General features: G+C 40.5%; 23 protein-coding genes. 22 read left to right on the top strand and 1 reads right to left on the bottom strand.

Going from position 1 to position 23,553, the window contains the following annotated elements:
- The first annotated feature begins 12 nt into the window (after positions 1-12).
- Genes def through PLANO_RS09870 form a run of 8 tightly spaced genes read left to right on the top strand, consistent with a single transcriptional unit; the run spans position 13 to position 7,760 of the window.
- Positions 13-522 (top strand): peptide deformylase, encoded by a 510-nt coding sequence (def, locus tag PLANO_RS09905; RefSeq protein WP_038704292.1) that lies wholly within the window; start codon positions 13-15, stop codon positions 520-522.
- Positions 519-1,451 (top strand): methionyl-tRNA formyltransferase, encoded by a 933-nt coding sequence (fmt, locus tag PLANO_RS09900; RefSeq protein WP_038704291.1) that lies wholly within the window; start codon positions 519-521, stop codon positions 1,449-1,451. Before def ends, fmt begins: the two co-directional genes overlap by 4 nt.
- Entirely contained in the window at positions 1,448-2,800 is a 1,353-nt protein-coding gene (gene rsmB, locus PLANO_RS09895) for a 16S rRNA (cytosine(967)-C(5))-methyltransferase RsmB (protein WP_038704290.1), read from the top strand. The genes fmt and rsmB overlap by 4 nt, the downstream gene beginning before the upstream one ends.
- A 21-nt stretch (positions 2,801-2,821) precedes the next feature.
- Positions 2,822-3,571 carry a Stp1/IreP family PP2C-type Ser/Thr phosphatase gene (locus PLANO_RS09890; RefSeq protein ID WP_038704289.1) on the top strand — a complete coding sequence of 250 codons (750 nt, stop codon included), beginning with the start codon at positions 2,822-2,824 and terminating at the stop codon, positions 3,569-3,571.
- 2 nt (positions 3,572-3,573) lie between these two features.
- Positions 3,574-5,547, top strand: coding sequence for a Stk1 family PASTA domain-containing Ser/Thr kinase (pknB, locus tag PLANO_RS09885; RefSeq protein WP_038704288.1), 1,974 nt, complete (start codon positions 3,574-3,576; stop codon positions 5,545-5,547).
- Between the two features lie 20 nt (positions 5,548-5,567).
- Positions 5,568-6,464 (top strand): ribosome small subunit-dependent GTPase A, encoded by an 897-nt coding sequence (gene rsgA, locus PLANO_RS09880; RefSeq protein ID WP_038704287.1) that lies wholly within the window; start codon positions 5,568-5,570, stop codon positions 6,462-6,464.
- Entirely contained in the window at positions 6,457-7,122 is a 666-nt protein-coding gene (gene rpe / locus PLANO_RS09875; protein ID WP_038704286.1) for a ribulose-phosphate 3-epimerase, read from the top strand. The genes rsgA and rpe overlap by 8 nt, the downstream gene beginning before the upstream one ends.
- Positions 7,119-7,760, top strand: coding sequence for a thiamine diphosphokinase (locus PLANO_RS09870; RefSeq protein ID WP_038704285.1), 642 nt, complete (start codon positions 7,119-7,121; stop codon positions 7,758-7,760). Before rpe ends, PLANO_RS09870 begins: the two co-directional genes overlap by 4 nt.
- A 126-nt stretch (positions 7,761-7,886) precedes the next feature.
- On the opposite strand, the gene rpmB is transcribed toward PLANO_RS09870, so the two are convergent.
- A complete protein-coding gene (rpmB, locus tag PLANO_RS09865) occupies positions 7,887-8,075 on the bottom strand; it encodes a 50S ribosomal protein L28 (protein WP_006828787.1) in 189 nt (62 codons plus the stop codon).
- Between the two features lie 220 nt (positions 8,076-8,295).
- Between rpmB and PLANO_RS09860 the strand changes: the two genes are divergently transcribed.
- The 14 genes from PLANO_RS09860 (at position 8,296) to PLANO_RS09795 (ending at position 23,541) form a co-directional block, all read left to right on the top strand.
- Entirely contained in the window at positions 8,296-8,658 is a 363-nt protein-coding gene (locus PLANO_RS09860; protein ID WP_008430809.1) for an Asp23/Gls24 family envelope stress response protein, read from the top strand.
- A gap of 18 nt (positions 8,659-8,676) precedes the next feature.
- Positions 8,677-10,329: a DAK2 domain-containing protein gene (locus PLANO_RS09855; RefSeq protein ID WP_038704284.1), complete on the top strand. Its 1,653-nt coding sequence runs from the start codon at positions 8,677-8,679 to the stop codon at positions 10,327-10,329.
- 133 nt (positions 10,330-10,462) lie between these two features.
- Entirely contained in the window at positions 10,463-11,125 is a 663-nt protein-coding gene (gene sdaAB, locus PLANO_RS09850) for an L-serine ammonia-lyase, iron-sulfur-dependent subunit beta (protein ID WP_038704283.1), read from the top strand.
- A gap of 17 nt (positions 11,126-11,142) precedes the next feature.
- Positions 11,143-12,042, top strand: coding sequence for an L-serine ammonia-lyase, iron-sulfur-dependent, subunit alpha (sdaAA, locus tag PLANO_RS09845; RefSeq protein WP_038704282.1), 900 nt, complete (start codon positions 11,143-11,145; stop codon positions 12,040-12,042).
- Positions 12,032-14,074 (top strand): ATP-dependent DNA helicase RecG, encoded by a 2,043-nt coding sequence (gene recG, locus PLANO_RS09840; RefSeq protein ID WP_038704281.1) that lies wholly within the window; start codon positions 12,032-12,034, stop codon positions 14,072-14,074. The genes sdaAA and recG overlap by 11 nt, the downstream gene beginning before the upstream one ends.
- Before the next feature lie 89 nt (positions 14,075-14,163).
- Entirely contained in the window at positions 14,164-14,748 is a 585-nt protein-coding gene (fapR, locus tag PLANO_RS09835; RefSeq protein WP_038704280.1) for a transcription factor FapR, read from the top strand.
- The gene (plsX, locus tag PLANO_RS09830; protein ID WP_038704279.1) at positions 14,745-15,743 is read left to right on the top strand and encodes a phosphate acyltransferase PlsX; all 999 of its coding nucleotides are present in this window, start codon (positions 14,745-14,747) and stop codon (positions 15,741-15,743) included. Before fapR ends, plsX begins: the two co-directional genes overlap by 4 nt.
- Complete coding sequence (gene fabD, locus PLANO_RS09825; RefSeq protein ID WP_038704278.1) at positions 15,733-16,671, top strand: ACP S-malonyltransferase; 939 nt, start codon at positions 15,733-15,735, stop codon at positions 16,669-16,671. The genes plsX and fabD overlap by 11 nt, the downstream gene beginning before the upstream one ends.
- Positions 16,668-17,414, top strand: a complete 747-nt coding sequence (gene fabG, locus PLANO_RS09820) for a 3-oxoacyl-[acyl-carrier-protein] reductase (RefSeq protein ID WP_038704277.1) — start codon at positions 16,668-16,670, stop codon at positions 17,412-17,414. The genes fabD and fabG overlap by 4 nt, the downstream gene beginning before the upstream one ends.
- Before the next feature lie 40 nt (positions 17,415-17,454).
- A complete protein-coding gene (locus PLANO_RS09815; RefSeq protein WP_008430824.1) occupies positions 17,455-17,688 on the top strand; it encodes an acyl carrier protein in 234 nt (77 codons plus the stop codon).
- Between the two features lie 121 nt (positions 17,689-17,809).
- Positions 17,810-18,565: a ribonuclease III gene (gene rnc, locus PLANO_RS09810; RefSeq protein WP_038704276.1), complete on the top strand. Its 756-nt coding sequence runs from the start codon at positions 17,810-17,812 to the stop codon at positions 18,563-18,565.
- Positions 18,566-18,567: 2 nt separating this feature from the next.
- Positions 18,568-22,116: a chromosome segregation protein SMC gene (gene smc, locus PLANO_RS09805; protein ID WP_038704275.1), complete on the top strand. Its 3,549-nt coding sequence runs from the start codon at positions 18,568-18,570 to the stop codon at positions 22,114-22,116.
- Between the two features lie 17 nt (positions 22,117-22,133).
- Positions 22,134-23,150: a signal recognition particle-docking protein FtsY gene (ftsY, locus tag PLANO_RS09800; protein ID WP_038704274.1), complete on the top strand. Its 1,017-nt coding sequence runs from the start codon at positions 22,134-22,136 to the stop codon at positions 23,148-23,150.
- A gap of 67 nt (positions 23,151-23,217) precedes the next feature.
- Entirely contained in the window at positions 23,218-23,541 is a 324-nt protein-coding gene (locus PLANO_RS09795) for a putative DNA-binding protein (RefSeq protein WP_038705431.1), read from the top strand.
- Positions 23,542-23,553 lie beyond the last annotated feature (12 nt).

Genomic DNA, 23,553 nt, shown 5'->3' with positions numbered 1-23,553 from the left:
GAGGATTTACTTATGGCAATTCGAACGGTTGTAAAACACCCAAATAAAGTATTAGAAACAAATTGTGAACCGGTAACGGTTTTTGATAAAAACTTATCGGTTCTTTTAGATGATATGCATGAAACAATGGTGGAGTCGGATGGTGTCGGTATTGCTGCTCCTCAAGTTGGAGAAGCGGTTCGCGTAGCTATTGTTGACTTCCAAGAAGGCCTAGAGCCCATTGAGATGATCAATCCCGAATTGGTCCTATTTGAAGGCGCGGAAACAGATATTGAAGGGTGTTTAAGTTTTCCGGGAATTTTCGGAGAAGTAGAGCGCTATGACCATATCAAAATTAAAGCACAAGAACGAGACGGCTCTTGGTATGAACTAGAGGCAGAAGGTTATGAAGCTCGGGCAATTCTGCATGAAATGGACCATTTAGATGGTGTGTTGTTTACAAGCAAAATCACAAAATATGTGACGCAAGAAGAATTAGATGAAATGATTCGCCAGCAGGAAGAAGAGGAGGAACAGGCTTGACCAAAATAATATTCATGGGCACACCTGCCTTTTCAGCACCGATTCTACGTATGCTTATCGAGGAAGGTTATGAAGTGATTTGTGTCGTAACGCAGCCAGACCGGCCTGTGGGACGTAAAAAAGTGATGACGGCGACACCTGTTAAAGAAGAGGCATTGCGTCTTGGATTGCCTATCTATCAACCAGAAAAATTAAAAAACAAAGATGAACTTCAGCATGTACTCGATATGGATGCGGATTTAATTGTAACAGCAGCTTTCGGGCAAATCTTGCCGAGTGAATTATTAGAAGCACCTGAACTAGGTGCCATCAACGTTCATGCGTCACTTCTTCCGGCATATCGCGGAGGTGCACCAATTCATCAATCGATTATAGATGGACAAGACGAAACGGGTGTCACCATTATGTATATGGTAGACCGTTTAGACGCGGGTGATATCATCTCGCAAGTAACAGTGCCAATTGAAGAACAGGACCATACCGGTAGTATGTTTGATAAGTTGAGCATTGCAGGTCGCGATTTATTGAAAACCACATTGCCATCGATTATTGAAGGCACGAACAAACGTATTCCGCAAGACGAGGAACTAGTAACGTATGCCCGGAATATTTCGCGTGAGCAGGAGCAAGTCGATTGGTCAAAGTCAGCAACATCGATTTATAACCAAGTTCGAGGGTTGCATCCATGGCCAGTCGCATATACAAGTTTTAACGGCGCCAATATGAAAATATGGTGGACGAAAAAAACTACTTCAAGCGCAAAAGGCCAAATTGGTGAAGTAATCGAGCTGACAGAGGATGCCATTTTAGTGCAAACTGGCGACGGTGTATTGGCAATTACTGAATTACAACCAGCTGGAAAAAAACGGATGACCGCAACTGATTATTTAAAAGGACCTAAAATCCAGGTGGGAGATTTATTCGAATGAAAAACAAAAAACTTCAAGGCAATGTTCGCGATGCAGCATTTTCGATTCTTTGGGCAGTTGAAAACAAACAAGCCTATAGTAACCTATTACTTCACCAAACCATTGAAAGCTATGGAATAGCAGCTAAAAATAGAGGTTTGTTGACAGAAATTACGTACGGTACTTTGCAGCATCAGATGACGCTAGATTATTATTTAGAGCCTTATCTAAAAGGGAAAATCGAGCCATGGGTCAAAACCTTGTTGAGATTATCTCTTTACCAGATTGTTTATTTAGATCGAATTCCTGCACATGCAGTTGTTCATGAAGCAGTCGAAATTGCTAAACGCCGCGGGCATGGAGGAGTAGCATCTGTTGTGAACGGTGTATTACGCTCAGTGCAGCGAAACGGCGTACGTTCGTTTAATACGATTAGCGATCCATACGAGAAAATTTCAATTGAGACGAGTCACCCAGAGTGGATGATTCGACGTTGGGCAGAGCAATTTGGATTGGAAAAGACGCGTGAAATGGCGTTGGAGAACAATAAAACCCCATTACAAACGGTACGTGTAAATACAGTTCGAGCAACAGTCGAAGAAGCGATTGAAATGCTAGAGTCAGAAGAATTAGAAGCAGTACCGAGTAAAATGATTCCAGAATGTTTAGTTGTGACAAATGGTCAGCCTGCTCGTACGACAACTTTTGAAAAAGGTTTTATTACGATACAAGATGAAAGTTCTATGCTTCCGGCATATGCATTGCAAGTAGAACCAGGAATGACGGTACTCGATATGTGTGCTGCACCTGGTGGGAAAACAACGCATATTGCCGAAAAAATGAATAATAGTGGAACTTTATATGCACTGGATCTACACCAGCACAAAGTAAAACTAATAGACGAAAATGCTGAGCGACTAGGGCATACCGTAATCGAAACGACTGTTGGTGACGGAAAGCAAAGTGTGGAGCGTTTCGGTGAAGAGAAATTCGACCGAATTTTGGTAGATGCTCCTTGTAGTGGGTTAGGCGTCATTAAACGTAAGCCAGATATTAAATACACTAAAAAAGAACAAGATTTTGCCCGGTTACAGGAAATTCAAATTGAGTTATTAGACCAGGCAGCGCATCTATTAAAAGAAGATGGCATACTCGTATACAGTACGTGTACAGTAGATGCTGTTGAAAATAGAGGGACTGCAGAACGATTTTTAAAAGAACATCCTGAAATGGAAAAGATTCAGGTCGCATTGCCAGATATGATGGCTATTAAACATACCGGCTTTGTACAAGTTTTTCCGCAAGATTATGGAAGCGACGGCTTTTTTATCGCTGCTTTTAAAAAGACCCGCAAGACTGCAACAGCTTAAAGAGGATCGGGGTGACGTGAATTGTTTCAGTATGTGATCGAAAGTGATACAGGTAAAATTCGTGTAGTAAATGAAGATAGTGTAGCGGTACTTAAGCGACCAGATGGCTTAATGTTAGCGATCGTGGCAGATGGAATGGGTGGACATAAAGCTGGAGATGTTGCCAGTAAGATGACCGTTGATCGATTAAGTCAATATTTTTTGGACGACCAAGATGCTTCATTTTCGACGCTCGATAACAGACGAGAATGGCTTTCTGAACGCGTCAAAACGATAAACCGTTTAGTATTTGATCATGCATCGGCAACTCCAGAATGCAAAGGCATGGGGACTACTTTGATTGCCGCATTGATCAAAGATGATGAAGGAGTTTTGTGCCATATTGGCGATAGCCGAGCTTACCTCATTGGGGAATCAATTAAACAACTAACGCGTGACCATTCTTATGTCAATGTACTCGTTGATAGTGGTGAAATTAGCCAAGCAGAAGCAGAAGCACATCCAAAGAAAAACTGGATTGTTCGTGCCCTTGGTACAGAATCACGTATTGAAAGAGAAATGATTGATTTTTCATTTGCGAAAGCTCCGTATTTATTAATATGTTCAGATGGATTAAGTAATAAAGTTCCGAAAGAAGAACTTGCAGCTATTGTTCGCTCTACGTCTCCTTTATCTCAAAAGGGTCAGGAGTTAGTGAGTCTGGCTAACGATCTGGGTGGAGAAGATAATATTTCATTAATTCTTCTATCCTCTACGGATGAGGAGGTATAACTATGTTGATTGGAAAAAGCATCAACGGCCGCTATAAGATCAAGGATTTGATCGGTGGTGGTGGAATGTCTAATGTTTATTTGGCGCATGATATGATTTTGGATCGGGATATCGCAATTAAAATTTTGCGATATGATTTTTCCAATGAAGAAGAATTACGCAGGCGTTTCCAAAGAGAAGCATTATCCACTACTAGCTTGGCGCATCCGAATATCGTAAATATTTTTGATGTGGGTGAAGACGGTCCAATCCATTATTTAGTAATGGAGTATGTACCGGGAAAAACCTTGAAAGATTACATAATCGAGCATTCACCAGTCTCGCCTGAGCGAGCAGTTGAGATTATGAAGCAGTTAGCATCGGCTTTAGCACATGCCCATCACAACCAAATCGTTCACAGAGACATTAAACCCCAAAATATTTTGATGGATAACCAAGGTAATGTGAAAATATCTGATTTTGGTATTGCGATGGCATTAAGTGCGACATCTTATACACAAACAAATTCTGTGTTGGGAACGGTTCATTATTTATCACCTGAGCAGGCACGGGGCGGTATGGCTAATAAAAAATCCGATATTTACTCGCTTGGAATTGTAATGTACGAATTAATTACAGGTAAACTGCCGTTTTCTGGCGAGTCAGCTGTTTCAATTGCTTTAAAACATTTACAAACAGAAACGCCTTCTTTACTTGATACGGTCCCAACATTGCCACAAAGTTTAGAAAATATCGTTTTAAAAGCAACTGCAAAAAACATAGAACATCGTTATCAGTCAGCTGATGAAATGGAAGAAGATCTTAGTACAGCATTATTGCCAGAACGTCTAAATGAACCTAAGTTTGAAGTGCCTATTGACCAAGATGAAACACGTGCAATGCCCGCTATTAAAGATTCTGGAGCTTATACCAGTGTAGATGATACGAAAACAATGCCTTTACCGTTGAACGAAACAGCAAAAGAGCAAAACCCTCCTGTGAAAAAGAAGAGAAAGAAATGGCCATGGATAATTGGCGTGTTCTCGTTCTTATTAATTGCGGGACTAGTGCAAGCAATCGCATTTCCTGGACTGTTTGAACCGAGGCAAGTAGAAGTTCCAGATGTTTCTGGAATGGAGCATACTGAGGCGGTAGAAGAATTACAAGCCAGTGGTTTTATTGTCGGTGAAGAAACCGAAGAGTTTTCAGAAGAAATCACAGACAATCATATAATACGAACCATTCCAGAAGCAGGCAAGATGAGAGATCGCGAAGCGGCTATTCAACTTTTTGTTAGTAAAGGAAAAGAAAAAGTTGAAATGAATGATTTTGTTGGCACCATGCTTGAAGACGCAACAAGTGAGTTAGAGGCCAAAAATTTTGCTTCTCCTAAATCTACAGAAGAGTTTTCTGAAGAACCTGTTGGAACGATTTTAAATCAGCGACCAGCTGCTGGAGAAGAAGTTGTTATTAGTGAAACCGAAGTTGAGTTTATTGTCAGCAAAGGAGAAGACTTGCGCAATGTCGAGGACTTGGCCGGATTTACGGAGGAAAACCTCAATGATTATGCCCGTTCTTCAGGTTTCAATATCCGGATTGTGTCTGAACAAGCCTCTAGTGAAATAGAAGCTGGGAAAGTAATGTCTCAGACGCCTGCTGCAGGAGAACAGCTAGTAGCGGGTAGCACGATTGAAGTAACCTTGTCTTCAGGCGTAGCCGCCCAACCAATGAAAACTTATATTCATACAGTCAACATTCCATATGAACCAGCCGAACCGTCTGAAGAAGGTGAAGAGCCAGTTGAACAGACTATTCAGGTTTATATACAAGACAATACCAATACGATGGTAAAGCCTGTAGAGGAATTTAAAATTACCGAAAATAAATCGCACCAGATTGAATTGCAAATTGCAGAAGGCGAAAGTGCATCATACCGAATTGTTCGAGATTCATCAATTATCTTAGAAGAAACTTTTGAGTACTCAAGTGTGGAATAAGTGATGAAAGGAGTGAAACGATGCCGAAAGGTCAAATCAGAAAAGCATTAAGCGGATTTTATTATGTAATGGATGAAGATGGCGAGCGCTACACGCAATGTCGTGGTCGCGGTGTTTTTCGCAACCGTCAAATCACGCCTTTAGTCGGCGACTATGTAGACTATAAAGCGGATAACGAGTTAGAAGGTACTATCTTGCATGTGTATGAACGGAAAAATGAATTGGTACGTCCACCAATTACGAATGTAGATCAAGCCATTTTGGTGTTTTCAGCGAAGCAACCCGATTTTCACCCTTTGCTTTTAGATCGCTTTTTAACAGCGATAGAATCGCATTCAATCCAACCGATCATTTGTTTGACAAAAATGGATTTGCTAAAAGAAGAAGAAAAAGAAAAAATCCAACGCTATATCGAAGATTACGAGAAAATTGGTTATGAAGTGATTCCTACCTTTATTAACGATCCTGCCTTAAAAGATCGGTTAATGCCGGTCCTTGAAGGGAAAATTAGTGTGTTAGCTGGGCAATCTGGAGTTGGAAAATCTACAATGCTCAATACCATCTTGCCATCATTAGAGTTAAAAACAGATGACATTTCTAAAGCGTTAAATCGTGGGAAACATACAACACGCCACGTGGAGTTAATCGCTGTCAACAATGGTTTACTAGCTGATACTCCGGGCTTTAGTTCGTTTGATTTTGAAACGATGGAACGTGAAGAGTTGTCTGCTTGCTTCCCCGAATTCGCAGCACGTTCGAACGCATGTAAATTCCGAGAATGCTTGCATATGAATGAACCGAAATGTGCAATTAAAGCAGCAGTTGAAGCAAAAGAAATCCCAGCTTATCGTTATAAGCATTACTTGAAGTTTCTAGAAGAAATTATGAGTCGAAAGCCGAGGTATTCAAATGATTAAAATTGCACCGTCTATTTTAGCAGCAGATTTCGCAAAACTTGGAGAAGAAGTATTGGAAGTAGAAAAAGCAGGAGCCGATTGGATTCATGTCGATGTAATGGATGGTCATTTCGTCCCAAACATTTCATTTGGAGCAATTGTGTTAAATGCCATTCGTCCTTTAACGAAATTACCGATGGATGTTCACTTGATGATTGAAAACCCAGACCTTTATATTGAGGAGTTTGCCAAAGCAGGAGCTGATTACATTACAGTGCATGTAGAAGCTTGTCCTCATTTACACCGGACAATTCAATTGATCCGTTCGTTTGGAGTGAAGCCTGGTGTTGTGTTAAATCCACATACACCAATCGAGACGATTCAACATATTCTTGAAGATATTGACCTTGTGTTATTTATGACGGTCAACCCAGGATTTGGCGGACAAAAATTTATCCATTCAGTCGTTCCAAAAGTCAAACAACTGTCTGATATCATAAAAGAAAAAGAATTATCGATTGAAATTGAAATTGATGGCGGTATTAATGAAGAAACGATCGTAGCATGCGCTAAAGCTGGTGCAACTGTTTTTGTTGCAGGTTCTGCTATCTACAGTAAAAAAGACCGTACGCAAGCTCTTCAAGCAATTAGGAAAGCAGGAGAAGAGGCGATTTCGTGAACGTCATTTTAATTGCAGGAGGTCCGGCAGATGAACTGCCGGATTTCTCTTTATTTCCAAGCGCTATTTATATAGGTATCGATTCTGGCACACTTGCGTTGTTTGAAAAAGGCATTCAACCGGATGCTGCTGTTGGTGACTTTGATTCCGTAACAGCGGATGACTATAAAAAAATCCGATTAGCTTTTCCTGATTTGGCGCGCTCGCCTTCAGAAAAAGATCAGTCGGATACAGAACTTGGTCTTGAAAAAGCAATGACGTACAAGCCAGAGCAAGTGATACTTGCAGGCGTAACAGGTGGACGTTTGGATCATTACATGAGCGTGTTACACATTATGTACCATTACCAGCAAAAGTTTACCAAAACTCGTTTTTTGTTAATAAATAACCAAAACCAAATTCGGTTTTTAAGTCCAGGTATCCATGAGCTTGAAAAAGACACACGTTATCGTTATGTGTCGTTTTATCCTTTTTCAGAAGAAGTTCAAGGTTTAACATTAGCGGGCTTTAAGTATTCAGTAACTAATGAAAACATTCCATTTGGGACAACACGCTTTGTCAGTAACGAACTCTTAGGTCGTGGAACTGTTGAGATAACCAGTGGCTATTGTTTAATGGTTGAAAGTTCAGATGCATAGAGACCTTATTTCATATTAAAAAGGCGCAAAGAAAAACAATTTGTTTTTCTTTGCGCCTTTTTATATTATTAAACCACGAAAAAATGCCAGGCTGATTAGATCAGCACTGGCATTATCCATGAGCGATTATACGCGCTCAACTTTTCCTGATTTCATGGCTCTTGCAGAAACCCATACACGTTTCGGTTTACCGTCTACAAGGATGCGAACTTTTTGAAGGTTTGCTCCCCATGTACGTTTTGTCGAATTCATTGCGTGCGAACGGGCATTTCCGGCGCGAGCTTTACGTCCACTAACTGCACATACTTTAGGCATGTAAGTCCCTCCTCACAAGTGAAGCTGAAAATTATGATAGAATTTCAGTTCGTTTTTCGTTTCACATACTTTAATAATTTACCACAGACATATCGGGTTTGCAACTATATTTGAAGGTCTTTAAAGAAAAAAACCTTTACACCCTAAAACGGTGGCTTTTCATCTATAAGTCTTTGAGGTAGAATGATAAGAGTGAAATAGGACTCAAGGAGGAATTTCCATGTCGATTGAATTAAAGAATGAATATGGTCAAATCGATATTTCCAATGATGTAGTTGCTCAAATAGCAGGCGGCGCAGCAATTGAATGTTACGGTATTGTAGGCATGGCGACGAAACACCAAATACGTGATGGCCTGACAGATATACTTCGCAAAGAAAACTTTGCAAAAGGAGTTATTGTGCGTCAGGAAGATGAAAATTTGGTAATTGATATGTACGTCATCATTAGCTACGGAACGAAAATTTCTGAAGTTGCTTATCAAGTCCAGTCCAAAGTGAAATATACAATTACACAAACATTGGGTATGTCCGTAAAAGCAGTAAATATTTTTGTCCAAGGAGTTCGTGTAACGAACCCGTAGGAGGAGGAAGAAACAGATATGAAGTCATTAAATGGCGTGAAGTTTGCAGAAATGGTTCAGATGGGATCTCACCATCTTTTTCAAAATGCGGACTATGTTGATGCATTAAATGTTTTTCCGGTACCTGATGGAGACACAGGGACCAATATGAATTTGTCGATGACTTCTGGAGCGAAAGAAACAACCGCTCAAGCAGATGTGCATATTGGCAAAACAGCAGGAGCTTTATCAAAAGGGTTATTAATGGGTGCTCGAGGCAACTCTGGCGTTATTCTGTCACAGCTTTTTAGAGGTTTTGGTAAGTATATTGCTCTTGAATCTGAATTGACAGCATTAAAATTCGCAGAAGCACTTCAACACGGTGTTGAAACAGCTTATAAAGCGGTAATGAAACCAGTTGAAGGTACGATTTTGACAGTTGCAAAAGATGCGGCTGCTAAAGGTATGGAAGTAGCTAAAACTGAAGAAGATATCATTGCTTTTTTTGAAGCTGTGGTACTCGAAGCTCAAGCTTCTTTAGAGCGTACTCCTGACTTATTGCCAGTATTAAAGGAAGTTGGCGTGGTTGATAGTGGAGGTCAAGGTTTAGTTTATGTGTACGAAGGATTCCTAGCTTCATTAAAAGGCGAAGAACTCCCAGAAAAACATGCTCATCACTCGATGACTGATTTAGTAAGTGCTGAACATCATAAAAATATTGCCGGTTTCATGGATACTGCTGATATTGAATTTGGGTATTGCACAGAATTCATGGTGAAGTTTGAAGAAGGCAAAAAAGAGTTTAATGAAGCGATGTTCCGTTCAGACTTGAGTGGATACGGTGATTCACTTCTAGTCATTGCAGATGATGAAGTTGCCAAAATTCACATCCATTCTGAAGAACCAGGAAAAGTTCTTACATATGGACAAGATTACGGAAGCTTGATTAGTATGAAAATTGAAAATATGCGTCAACAGCATATTGACATTGTGGGCGAAAACTTCAAAAAAGATGCGCCGAAACAGGAAACGACGCATCCTTACGCGGTCGTAACGGTTGCCATGGGTGAAGGGATTGCTGAACTATTACGCAGTATTGGTGCTTCATACGTGATTGAAGGCGGACAAACAATGAATCCTTCAACAGAAGATATTGTTAACGCAGTTAAGTCAATTGGTGCTGAACGTGTGCTTATTTTACCGAACAACAAAAACATCATTATGGCTGCAGAACAGGCAGCTGAACTTCTAGACATTGAAGCAGCTGTAGTTCCGACAACAGACGTGCCACAAGGTATGTCAGCATTGCTTGCTTTTAATCCAGTGGCATCTGTAGAAGACAACCAAGCGACAATGGCAAGTGCTTCGAAACATGTGAAATCAGGTTCTGTCACATTTGCAGTACGTGATACATCGATTGATGGTGTTGAGATTAAAAAAGATGATTTCATGGGTATTTCTGAAGGAAAGATTATTGTTTCTGACAGCAAGCTTGAATACGTTACGGAAGAACTTGCTAAAAAACTAGTGGATAGCGAAGCTGAAATCGTGACGATTCTATACGGAGAAGACACAACAGAAGCAGACGCTCAAAAATTAGGCAAATTCATCGAATCTCTAAATAGCGATGTTGAAGTTGAAATTCATGATGGCAAGCAACCTTTGTATCCATTTATACTAGCAGTAGAATAAGTTTTCTTTTGTTTTTTAAAATAGTCATAAAGCTAAGGCGCATACGGATGTATGCGCTTTTTTATTTTTGTGAAATATGGCAAAATCGTGTACACTAACAGTATACGTAAATTGAAAGTGAGGGGTTTGAGCCATGAAGTTCAAATCTGTTTTTGATATAATCGGCCCAGTCATGATTGGGCCATCTTCTTCGCATACTGCGGGAGCAGCCCGCATCGGAAGAGTAGCGAGAGATTTGTTTGGAAGACAACCGGATTGGGCAAAAGTACATCTTTACGGATCATTTGCAGAAACCTACAAAGGTCATAGTACAGATGTTGCGATTATCGGTGGATTATTGGATTACGATACATTTGATGAACGCATCAAAACTTCTTTTGAAGAAGCCAAAATTGCAGGAATGACGTTTGAGTTTATTCCCGAAACAGGTCATGTAGATCACCCGAATACCGCACGCATTGTTATTGGGGACAAAGATTCTGAAATGTCGATGATGGGTATTTCTATTGGTGGCGGTAAAATTGAAATCACAGAGCTTAACGGGTTTCCTCTTCGATTGTCTGGGAATCATCCCGCAATTTTAGTTGTTCACGAAGACCGTTCTGGTTGTATTGCTAATGTTGCTAACTGTCTGTATAAGTACGATATTAACATTGGACATATGGAAGTTTCACGGAAAGAAAAAGGGCATATGGCATTGATGGTCATTGAAGTCGATCAAAATGTCGACAAAGAAGTGATGGATGATTTACGGAAACTTCCGAATATCACACAAGTGACAAGAATCGCCGATTAAATTGGAGGGTATAACCTATGGAAGCTTTATTCCGTAATGTAAGAGAATTGGTTGAACGAGCTGAAAAAGAAGAAAAACTGATTTCAGAAATCATGATTGAGCAAGAAATGCTTATGACTGATCGTTCACGTGAAGATATAATGATACAAATGGACCGCAATTTAACGGTCATGGAAGAAGCGGTTGAAAAAGGATTAAAAGGAGTTCACTCGGTCTCAGGATTAACGGGTGGAGATGCTGTACTATTGCAAGCTTACCGTGAAAAAGGCAATACGCTTTCTGGGGATTTGCTGCTTGACGCGGTTAGTAAAGCGGTTGCAACTAACGAAGTCAATGCAGCGATGGGAACCATTTGTGCAACGCCAACAGCAGGATCTGCTGGAGTGGTGCCGGGTACGTTATTTGCTGTGCAAAATAAATTAAATCCAACGCGTGAGCAAATGATTCGTTATTTATTTACAGCAGGTGCTTTTGGATTTGTTGTGGCTAATAATGCTTCAATTTCAGGTGCTGCTGGCGGATGCCAAGCAGAAGTAGGATCGGCAGCTGGAATGGCTTCAGCTGCAATTATTGAAATGGCAGGAGGCACCCCTCAACAAAGTTCAGAAGCCTTCGCGATCACGATGAAAAATATGCTTGGCTTGGTCTGCGATCCAGTGGCGGGATTAGTAGAAGTGCCGTGTGTAAAACGTAACGCAATGGGAGCGGCCAATGCAGTTGTCGCTGCAGACATGGCGTTAGCAGGTGTTACGAGTCGTATTCCGTGTGATGAAGTTATTGGAGCGATGTTTGAAATCGGCCAATCAATGCCGAGTGCGTTAAGAGAAACCGCAAAAGGTGGACTTGCCGCAACTCCTACTGGAAAATGGCTTGAATCCAAAATTTTCGGAGGAGCAGTTGTCGGTAGTGGGCAGTAAAGAGTCAGTCGCCACATTAAAAGGAGTAGGGAAGCAAGCAACCGAAACCTTACAGGAAATGAAAATCGAAACATTGCATGACTTGATCATGACATTTCCGTATCGCCATGAGGATTTTCAATTAAAAGATCTGGCCGATACACCTCATAATGAACGCGTAACAGTGGAGGGAAGGGTCGAAAGTGAACCTTCCGTCCTTTTTTTAGGTAAGAATAAATCGCGTACGCAAGTCCGTGTGTTGGTAGGACGCCATTTGATCAAAGCGATATTTTTTAATCAGCCGTACGTAAAAGCTAAATTGCATTTAGGTGAAATCATTACGGTAACTGGTAAATGGGATCGTGGAAGACAAGTGATTACCGTCTCTAGTCATACCATTGGTCCACGTACAAATGGTGCGGATTTTGAACCAGTCTATAGCTTGAAAGGCAGTATACATCAAAAAACGTTTCGTAAACTAATGCGCCAAGCCTTAGATTTAGTAAAAGAAGATATGGAAGACTGTTTGCCAAAGTCGTTAGTTGATACGTATCAATTAGCACCAATTCAAGATGCGCTAGAATGGGTTCATTTTCCACCGGATGGTGAAAAAGTAAAACAAGCACGCAGGCGCTTTGTCTACGAAGAATTATTAGTGTTTCAATTAAAAATGCAAGCACTTCGCAAGAAAAACCGTGAAGAAGAAGGCGGTTCTTTTATCGATTACGACTTGGAAAAACTGAAAAACTTTATCGAGTCTTTGCCATTTGATTTAACAGCCGCTCAAAAACGAGTAGTCAATGAAATTTGTAAAGACATGAAAGAGCCGTTTCGAATGAATCGTCTTCTGCAAGGGGACGTAGGGTCCGGGAAAACAGTAGTAGCGGCTATTGCATTGTATGCTGCTCACACAGCAGGATTACAAGGTGCGTTAATGGCACCTACTGAAATACTGGCGGAACAACATGCCAATACATTAGAACAATGGTTCCGTCCATTTTCAATGAATATTGCACTTTTAACAGGTTCGGTTAAAGGCAAAAAACGCCAGTTAATATTAGAGCAATTAGCAGCAGGTAAAATTGACTTGCTGATTGGTACACATGCTTTAATTCAGCCAGAAGTGCGATTTAATAAATTAGGGCTTGTTATTACAGATGAACAGCACCGCTTTGGCGTAGACCAACGTCGCGTATTAAAAGACAAAGGTTATAATCCAGATGTTTTGTTTATGACGGCAACGCCAATTCCCCGAACTTTAGCAATTTCTGCTTTTGGTGAGATGGATGTTTCGATTATTGATGAAATGCCAGTTGGACGAAAAGAAATTGAAACGTATTGGATGAAAAAAGAAATGTTCGGTAAAATTGTCGGACGCATGGAAAAAGAGTTAGCAGCAGGTCGACAAGCATATGTTATATGTCCGTTAATTGAAGAATCGGATAAACTCGATTATCAAAACGCGGTAGATTTATTTCAACAACTGACAATTTATTTTAAAGATCGTTTTTCAGTCGGGTTGATGCACGGCCGTTTACATCCGGATGAAAAAGAACAAACAATGCGCGAGTTTTCAGAAGGTCAAGTGGATGTGTTGGTATCAACAACTGTTGTAGAAGTTGGGGTTAACGTTCCAAATGCATCGTTTATGCTTATATACGACGCTGAGCGTTTTGGATTGTCTCAGCTACATCAATTGCGGGGACGGGTAGGACGCGGCAGTGAGCAGTCTTATTGTGTGCTACTGGCAGATCCGAAAACAGAGATTGGTAAAGAGCGCATGACAACTATGACAGAAACGAATGATGGTTTTGTGTTAGCTGAAAAAGATTTGCAATTGAGAGGTCCTGGTGACTTTTTCGGCCGCAAACAAAGTGGCATACCTGAATTTAAAATGGCTGATTTGATTCATGATTATCGCGCGCTTGAAGCGGCTAGAAAAGATGCTGAAAAGCTAATTAATGGCGAAGAATTTTGGCGCGCAAAAGATATGGATTGTTTGCGTCAGCAAGTTGAAAAGTCAGGTGTTTTATCAGGAGGTAGACTCGATTAAGAATGCAGGATTATGATTTTCCTTGCATTCTTTTTTTGTTATTTATATACTCATATTAGTACCAAGTGCTAATAGCGGGCGGTGACATAGTGAAAAGACCAAAAAAACAGCGACAACAAGCATTAAAAGACTCAATTAAGGAAAATCCTTTTGTGACCGATGAAGAATTATCAGTATCATTTAACGTAAGTGTGCAAACGATTCGCTTAGACCGGATGGAACTTGCTATACCGGAACTAAGAGAGCGTATTAAACATGTAGCTGTAAAAACATTTGAAGATGAGGTTAAATCGTTGCCAATTGATGAAGTGATTGGCGAAATTATTGATATCGAACTCGATCAAAAAGCAATTTCAATTTTTGATGTAAAACCTGAGCATGTTTTTCAACGTAACCAAATTGCCAGAGGTCATCATTTATTCGCACAAGCTAATTCATTAGCGGTAGCTGTAATGAATGAAGAGTTAGCATTAACGGTTAAATCGGAACTGCAATTTTTGCGGCCGGTTCGAGCGGGGCAACGGATTGTGGCGAAAGCGGAAGTGATCGATCGTCATCCTGAAAAGAATAGGTCGTTCGTGAAAGTTACCTCTACAGTTGATCAACAAACGGTTTTTATCGGTACATTTGAAATGTATCGCATGACAGAACAAAGTGAAGGTGAAGAAAAGTGAAAATAGCAGTAGATGCAATGGGCGGAGATAATGCCCCAAAAGAAATTATTGCGGGTGTATATAAAGCTTTAGAAGAATTCGCAGATGTCGAAATTCAGCTATATGGCCATCAAGAAAAGATGCAAGAATTTCTGACGGAACATGAACGGTTAACAATCGTCCATTGTGAAGAAGTAATTACATCGGAAGATGATCCTGTGCGATCGGTCAAACGAAAAAAAGATGCATCGATGGTTCGGATGGCGCAAGCAGTAAAAGATGGCAATGCAGACGGCTGTGTATCAGCTGGAAACACAGGTGCGCTGATGTCAGCAGGATTGTTTATCGTTGGCCGCATTGATGGTGTTGATCGTCCGGCATTAGCCCCGACATTGCCGACAATTGATAGCAAAGGATTTGTCATGCTTGATATGGGTGCAAATGCTGAAGCTAAACCGGAACATCTTGTGCAATATGCAATCATGGGCAGCATTTATGCTGAAAAAGTTCGTGGCATTAAAAATCCGTCTGTGGGTCTTTTAAATATCGGAACTGAAGAGAAAAAAGGCAATGATTTAACAAAAGCTGCTTTTCCATTATTAAAAGAAGCCCCAGTTAATTTTATCGGCAATGTGGAGTCACGTGATTTACTTAATGGTGTGGCGGATGTTGTGGTAACCGACGGCTTTACCGGCAATATGGTGTTGAAGACGATTGAAGGAACGGCCATGAACGTTTTTGCAATGATGAAAGATGTCTTTATGAGTTCAGTCAAAACAAAAGTAGCTGCTTTTCTTGTGAAAGATGACTTGAAAGGCTTAAAAGGCATGTTGGATTATAGCGAATATGGCGGCGCTGGATTGTTCGGATTAAAAGCTCCTGTGATAAAAGCACATGGTTCGTCAAATGCCAACGCTTTATTCAATGCGATACGCCAAACGCGTACGATGGTTGAATTTGATGTGACAGGCACAATTTATAGTACGTTGAAAAAGGAGATTTTACATGAAGACTAAGATCGCATTTATCTACCCGGGTCAAGGATCGCAAACTGTTGGAATGGGCGAAAGCTTTTTAACAGACGATACAAGCCGTAATTTCTTCGAAAGCGCCAACCAAGCGCTTGATTTAGACTTATCTAAGTTAATGCTAGAAGGTCCACAAGAAGAGCTGACGTTAACCTATCATGCGCAACCAGCTCTACTAACTGTTAGTTCAATGATTACAGAACGATTGATTCGCGCAGGTATCAGACCGGATTATACAGCTGGCCATAGCCTTGGTGAATACAGCGCGCTTGTAACTTCGAATGTGTTAGAATTTCCAACAGCGGTTAATATTGTACATAAGCGTGGATTGTTTATGAATACGGCTTTCCCAGCAGGTGAAGGAACAATGGCTGCCATTCTTGGTATGGAACGTGACGAACTGGAAAAAGTAACAAATGAAGTGACAGATACGACGGGTGTTGTTCAACTTGCAAACTTGAATTGTCCGGGGCAAATTGTTATTTCAGGTACTAAAGCGGGAGTTGAGCAAGCGTGTATCGTCGCTAAAGAGCGCGGTGCTAAGCGAGCTATTCCACTTGATGTTAGCGGACCTTTCCATTCGGAATTGATGCGTTCAGCGTCACAAGATTTAGCGAAAGAACTTAGTGTTTCTTTCTTGTTAGATGCGAAAGTGCCAGTCGTTTCGAATGTGACGGCAAAAGCAGAAACAAATGCGACGCAAATTCAAGATCTTCTAGTTCGTCAATTGTATTCTCCTGTATTATGGGAACAATCCGTGCGCGAAATGATTGATCTTGGTGTAACCGTGTTTATCGAAATTGGCCCTGGAAAAGTGTTGAGCGGATTAGTGAAAAAAATTGATCGCTCAGTTAAAACTTTGCCAGTCTATGACTTAGAGTCATTTGAAAAAGCAGTAGAGGAGTTGGCGAAATGAGTAAACTTCAAGGGAAAACAGCGATTATTACTGGAGGATCTCGTGGGATTGGAGCAGAAATAGCGCGAAAATTTGCTGCAGACGGTGCAAAAGTAGTTGTTAATTATAGCGGTAGCCAAGATAAAGCAGAAGCAGTAGTTGCTGATATCGAAGCTAATGGCGGTACAGCGATTGCCGTTAAAGCAAATGTTTCGGATGCTGAATCGGTTAAAGCAATGGTTGATGAGACGATGAAAACCTTTGGTTCTGTTGATATTTTAGTAAACAATGCAGGCATCACACGAGATAATTTAATGATGCGCATGAAAGACGACGAATGGGACGATGTTATTAACATCAACTTAAAAGGTGTATTTATTTGCACGAAAGCCGTAACTCGTCAAATGATGAAACAACGCTCTGGGCGAATTGTCAATATCGCATCAATCGTAGGCGTGATGGGCAATGCTGGCCAAGCAAACTATGTTGCGGCAAAAGCGGGCGTCATTGGTTTAACGAAAACAACAGCGCGTGAACTAGCGAGCCGTGGCATTACAGCAAACGCTGTGGCACCTGGCTTTATCACGACTGATATGACGGATCAATTGAGTGAGGATGTTCAAAAAGCGATGATGGGACAAATTCCATTAGGTCGTTTCGGGGCACCAGAAGACGTTGCAAAAGCTGCATTGTTTTTAGCTTCAGATGATGCATCTTATATGACTGGCCAAACGCTTCATCTTGACGGCGGCATGGTCATGTAGATGATTTTTTTGTATACTGATTTGAGGGGAGGTGACGACATTGTCAACAGTATTAGATAGAGTAACTAAAGTAATCGTGGATCGTCTAGGTGTAGAAGAAAGCGAAGTGAAACTTGAGGCTTCTTTCACAGGTGACCTAGGTGCAGATTCATTGGACGTAGTAGAACTTGTTATGGAACTTGAAGATGAGTTCGATATGGAGATTTCTGACGAGGACGCTGAAAACATGACGACAGTAGGCGACGCAGTAACGTATATCGAAAAGAAACAATAATTTGTAAAACTATTGACGCACGATTGCTGTTATACTAAGCGATTGTGCGTCAATTCTCTTTTGCACATTAGTTGAAAAAAAGGTAAAATTGAAAGAAGTACACAAAGGAAGGCAGATAAAAATGGCGATAAATAGAAAAACGAATCATCAAAAGCCTGGCGTCATAAAAGAAAGCGCTAAAGCGGCATTTGAACAATTGCAAAAAGAGCTGAATATCACATTCAAAAAGCCTGCATTGCTGTATCAAGCTTTTACCCATTCATCTTATGTGAATGAGCATCGAAGAAAACAATTTACCGATAACGAACGTCTGGAATTTCTAGGAGATGCAGTGTTGGAATTATCCGTCTCGCATTACCTGTACATGAAATATCCTGAAATGAGCGAAGGCGAATTGACAAAGTTGCGTGCAGCAATCGTTTGTGAACCTTCACTGGTTTTATTTGCTAATGAACTTGGATTTGGTAAATACATCCTTTTAGGCAAAGGGGAAGAGTTAACTGGTGGCCGAACACGGCCTGCGTTACTAGCTGATGTTTTCGAATCGTATATCGGTGCTCTTTATCTAGACCAAGGCTTAGAACCTGTGGTCGCATTTTTGGAAATGGTGTTGTTTCCAAAAGTAGATATCGGTGCTTTTTCGCATGTGATGGATTATAAGAGTCAATTGCAAGAATTGGTTCAGCAAAAAAATACAGGCACATTGAGTTATGAAATTATAGATGAAATCGGACCTGCCCACAGTCGTGTATTTGTGACTCGGGTTTCTCTAGCAGATAGAGAGCTCGGCGTTGGTAATGGCAGGTCGAAAAAAGAAGCGGAACAGCAAGCAGCTCAGCTGGCAATCCGTAAATTGCAGGAAGCGGCGGAGGAGTAATAATGTTTTTGAAAAGATTGGAAGTCATGGGATTCAAGTCGTTTGCAGATCGCATAGGCATCGACTTTGTTCCCGGAGTAACAGCGGTTGTTGGGCCAAACGGAAGTGGTAAAAGTAATGTTACGGACGCCATCCGGTGGGTGCTCGGAGAACAATCAGCGAAATCACTGCGCGGGGCTAAAATGGAAGATGTTATTTTTGCAGGTAGTGATTCTAGAAAGCCATTGAATTTTGCGGAAGTAACGTTAATTCTAGATAATACAGATGGTCGAGTCCCTCTTGATTACAGCGAAATTAGCGTAACGAGAAGGGTTTTTCGTAGTGGTGAAAGTGCTTATTTGTTAAATAAGCAAAATTGTCGTTTAAAAGACATTACGGACTTGTTCATGGATTCTGGTCTTGGGAAAGAAGCTTTTTCGATTATTTCTCAAGGGCGAGTTGATGAAATTCTTAATTCAAAAGCAGAAGAGCGTCGTTCAATCTTTGAAGAAGCAGCGGGCGTTTTAAAATACAAGCAACGCAAGAAAAAAGCTGAAGTCAAATTAAATGAGACCGATGAAAACTTGAATCGCGTGCTTGATATTTTGCATGAACTGGACGGGCGAATGGAACCGCTTCAAATTCAAGCTTCAACTGCAAGAGACTTTTTAGACATGAATGAGCAACTAAAAGATGCGGATATTGCTTTACTAGCTTACGATGCAGGCAATCTTGAGCAAGAGCTAAGCCGTTTAGCGAATGACGCTGCAGAGCATTCTGCAAAAGAGCAGCAATTATCGACTGAAATTAATGATAAAGAGCGTCTTGTCGCTAAAATACGGAAGACGCTTTTTGACATGGATAATAAGATAGATAAAGCGCAAAATGCTTTAGTCGAAGCGAGTGCTGAGACAGAAAAATGGCAAGGGCGTAAATTGTTGATGTCTGAAAAAAAGAGCAATGCAGATCGTCAAGCATTGCAATTACAAGAAAATTTAGAGGCTGAAAAGCAGGAAAATGAACTTTTAAAGAAAAAACATAGCGAGCAACTCGCTTTGTTAGAAGAACGTAAAAGCGAGCGTCAATCAATCCGAATAGCGATTCAACAACTTGAAGAACAACTAAACCGAACACCGGCCGATATTGAAATTGAAATTGAAAATTGTAAGTCGATTTATATTGATTTGATGAACGAACAAGCAACAGTCAAAAACGAGTTTAAAAATATCAATTTGCAAGAACAACAATTAACAGAGTCTTCTGGACGTATCAATACGCAACGGGCAGATTTTTCCGCAGAACTTTCAAAGCTAAAAGCTGAAAAAGTGCGAGCAGAAAAAGATGTTCAAGAAGTCAGATCCACATTGGATGCAAAACGTCAGCAATATAAAGAAAGTGAAGCTGATTATCAGCAACAAAAACAAGCTTTTGAACAAAAGCAATCGATGTTATTTCAAGCATATCAATCGCAAAAGCAATTGACAGCTCGCATCGAGACCTTACAAGAATTAGAAGCTGATTTTTCAGGCTTTTTCCAAGGTGTAAAAGAAGTATTGGTAGCTCGAGAAAAAGGTCAATTGCAAGGAATTCGAGGAGCGGTTGCCGAACTCGCCCAAGTAGAAAAAAACTACGCCAAAGCGATTGAAACTGCTCTAGGCGCATCTAGTCAGCACATTGTGACTGAAACTGAACAGCATGCTCGAGAAGCAATCGATTTTCTTCGGAAGAAAAGAGCAGGTCGCTCTACGTTCTTACCAATGACAGTTATGAAGCCAAGAACGATTCCTGAACACACTTTAGCAACTGTAAGTAAGCATCCGTCATACATTAGTATGGCATTTAAATTGGTTAACTATGATCCGCAATATAGCATGATTATAGAGAATTTATTAGGCAACGTAATAATTGCTGAAGATTTAAAAGGTGCAACCGCGATTGCTAAAGCTACCGGTAACCGTTTCCGTGTCGTGACACTTGAAGGCGATATCGTTAATGCAGGTGGGTCGATGACCGGTGGCGCTAACAAAACGCAAGCCTCTTTCTTTACACGAAAAGCCGAACTTGATCAATTGCTTATACAGGCAACTGAGCTAGAAGAAACCATCTTAACGGCTGAAAAAACTGTGCGTAAAGAACAAGAAAGAGTCAAAGCAGCTGAAGAAAATATTCGGATTTTACAAACTGAAGGCGAAAAATATCGTGATATGGAAGCGGAAAGCTCTATTCTTTTACGAGAAATAGAAGCAGTGTTAAAAACCACTTTAGAACGATACGACATTTTTGAAGCCGAACAGAAAAACAAAGAATACGATTTAACAGCGGTAACAAAACGCAAAGAGGCAGCGACTACTCGACTAGATAGTATTGTTGGTGAACTTAACGACATAACAGTGAAAATTGATGAACTGACTTTGTTTAAGCAACAAAATGAGTCGGCACGGGATCAAGTGCTTGAAAAGTTAGCAGAACAAAAATCTCTTTATGCCGTGACAAAAGAACGCGTTGCTCAGCTAACTGCTAGCGAAGCGGAACTTTTTGAACGACTAGAAAAAAGTAGTCAAAAATTGCAGGATCACCAAAAAGAATTAGAGTGGATTCAATCAGAAGAAGCTGCAAAAGTTTATTCTGACGAAGAAATTCTACAAGAAATAAAAGTTTGGTCTGCGAAAAAAATTCAAATTCAACAAACGATTAACGAAACAAAAGAGCTGCGTGCAAAAGAACAGAGCAGCTTGAATAATTTAGAAGAAAACTTAAAAGAACAGCAACGTATCTATAAAGGGTATGAAGAAGCGATTCGGATTTATGAAGTCAAATCGACACGTCTAGAAGTTCAAATTCAAAGCTTTATCGCACAGCTCGAAACCAATTATCAATTAACACTTGAGCAAGCGAAACAATTTGAAATGAAAGACGAAGAAACAGCGGTCCGCAGAAAAGTTAAGCTACTCAAGCAATCTATTGAAGAATTGGGTCCTGTTCATATTGGAGCAATTGAAGAGTATGAGCATGTTTCGGATCGCCATGCCTTTTTAACAGAGCAACGTGACGATTTAAACGAGGCTAAAGAAACTTTGCGTACATTAATTCGCGAAATGGATGGAGAAATGACGAGTCGTTTTGATGACACGTTCCATGCCATTCGTATACAGTTCCAGCGGGCCTTTAAAGAATTATTTGGCGGGGGGGCGGCTGATTTAGTCCTAACAAATCCTAAAGATATGTTAATGACAGGGGTTGAAATTATTGCACAACCACCTGGTAAAAAACTGCAGAATTTGAGTTTGCTATCAGGTGGAGAACGTGCACTCACTGCGATTGCTTTATTGTTCGCGATATTAAACGTTCGCCCTGTGCCGTTTTGTGTGTTAGATGAAGTCGAAGCTGCGCTTGATGAATCAAATGTCGTGCGTTACAGTCAATACTTGAAGAAGTTCAGTGAAGACACGCAATTCATTGTTATTACTCATCGTAAAGGAACGATGGAAGGTGCCGATGTTTTATATGGCATTACTATGCAAGAATCCGGAATTTCTAAATTGGTATCAGTCAAGCTCGAAGAAAAAACCTGAAAAAGGAGTGTTCACCTGTGAGTTTCTTCAAAAAATTAAAAGATAAATTTGCTGGCAATGCCGAAGCTGAAGAATCAACTGAAAAATACAAAGAGGGTTTAGCTAAAACCCGAGTTGGCTTTACATCTAAAATCAACGATTTGGTAGCGAAATACCGTAAAGTAGATGAAGACTTTTTCGAAGAATTAGAAGAAATCTTACTGCAAGCGGATGTAGGATTTGAAACCGTTATTGAGTTAATGGATGACTTGCGTTTTGAAGTTCAACGAAAAAATGTAAAAGATACTTCGAATGTCCAATCCGTTATTTCAGAAAAACTAGTAGAAATATATGAAGCTGGCGAAGCGGAAATCAATGAAATTAATTTTGTTGAAGGTTTAACGGTTATTTTAATGGTAGGTGTCAACGGGGTTGGGAAAACGACAACCATTGGTAAATTGGCTCATCGCTTTAAAAACGAAGGTAAAACCGTTATGCTTGCTGCCGGTGATACTTTCCGTGCAGGAGCAATTGAACAATTGGATGTTTGGGGCAAACGCGTCGGTGTTGACGTCATCAAGCAAAGTGAAGGATCAGACCCTGCAGCCGTTATGTATGATGCTGTACGCTCAGCGAAGTCTCGCGGTGTAGATGTGTTAATCTGTGATACGGCAGGACGTCTACAAAACAAAGTCAATTTGATGAATGAACTCCAAAAAGTTCATCGTGTCATTTCGCGTGAGATTCCTGGTGCTCCACATGAAGTACTACTAGCTCTTGATGCAACTACAGGTCAAAATGCGATGCTACAAGCACAGACATTTAAAGAAGTTACAGACGTAACAGGCATTGTTTTAACAAAACTTGATGGAACGGCAAAAGGTGGAATTGTATTAGCAATCCGTAATAAGTTAAAAATTCCGGTGAAATTTGTTGGACTTGGTGAAAAAATCGATGATTTACAACCATTTGATGCACAAAAATATGTTTATGGTTTGTTTGCAGAGGGATTGGATCAGGAGCAACAATTAGAAGACGAAGATGCAGACAAGTAAAAATACTTGACAGTACTTTCGTTATTCAGTATTCTAAGCATGAGAACGAATGGGGTGAGTGGCAATGATGGGACTAGAAAAAACAACACGTATGAATTATTTGTTTGATTTCTATCAAGAACTACTGACACCTAAACAGCGCAGCTATATGATGCTGTATTATTTAGATGACCATTCATTGGGTGAAATTGCGGAAGAATACACTATTACCCGTCAAGCAGTATATGATAATATTCGCCGGACAGAAGCAATGCTAGAAGAATATGAACGCAAATTGCAGCTTTTCGAGAAGTTCCAAAAAAGGCAGCAATTGGTTTCGTCATTTGAAAAAAAGCCATTCACAGAAGAACGTATTCAGCAATTTTTGGGCGAACTAAAGGAATGGGATTAGGAGGCGGAAAGA

Origin of the sequence: Planococcus sp. PAMC 21323 (genome assembly GCF_000785555.1) — a bacterium.
GTDB lineage: Bacteria > Bacillota > Bacilli > Bacillales_A > Planococcaceae > Planococcus.
This window is presented reverse-complemented; position numbering and strand designations above follow the sequence as displayed.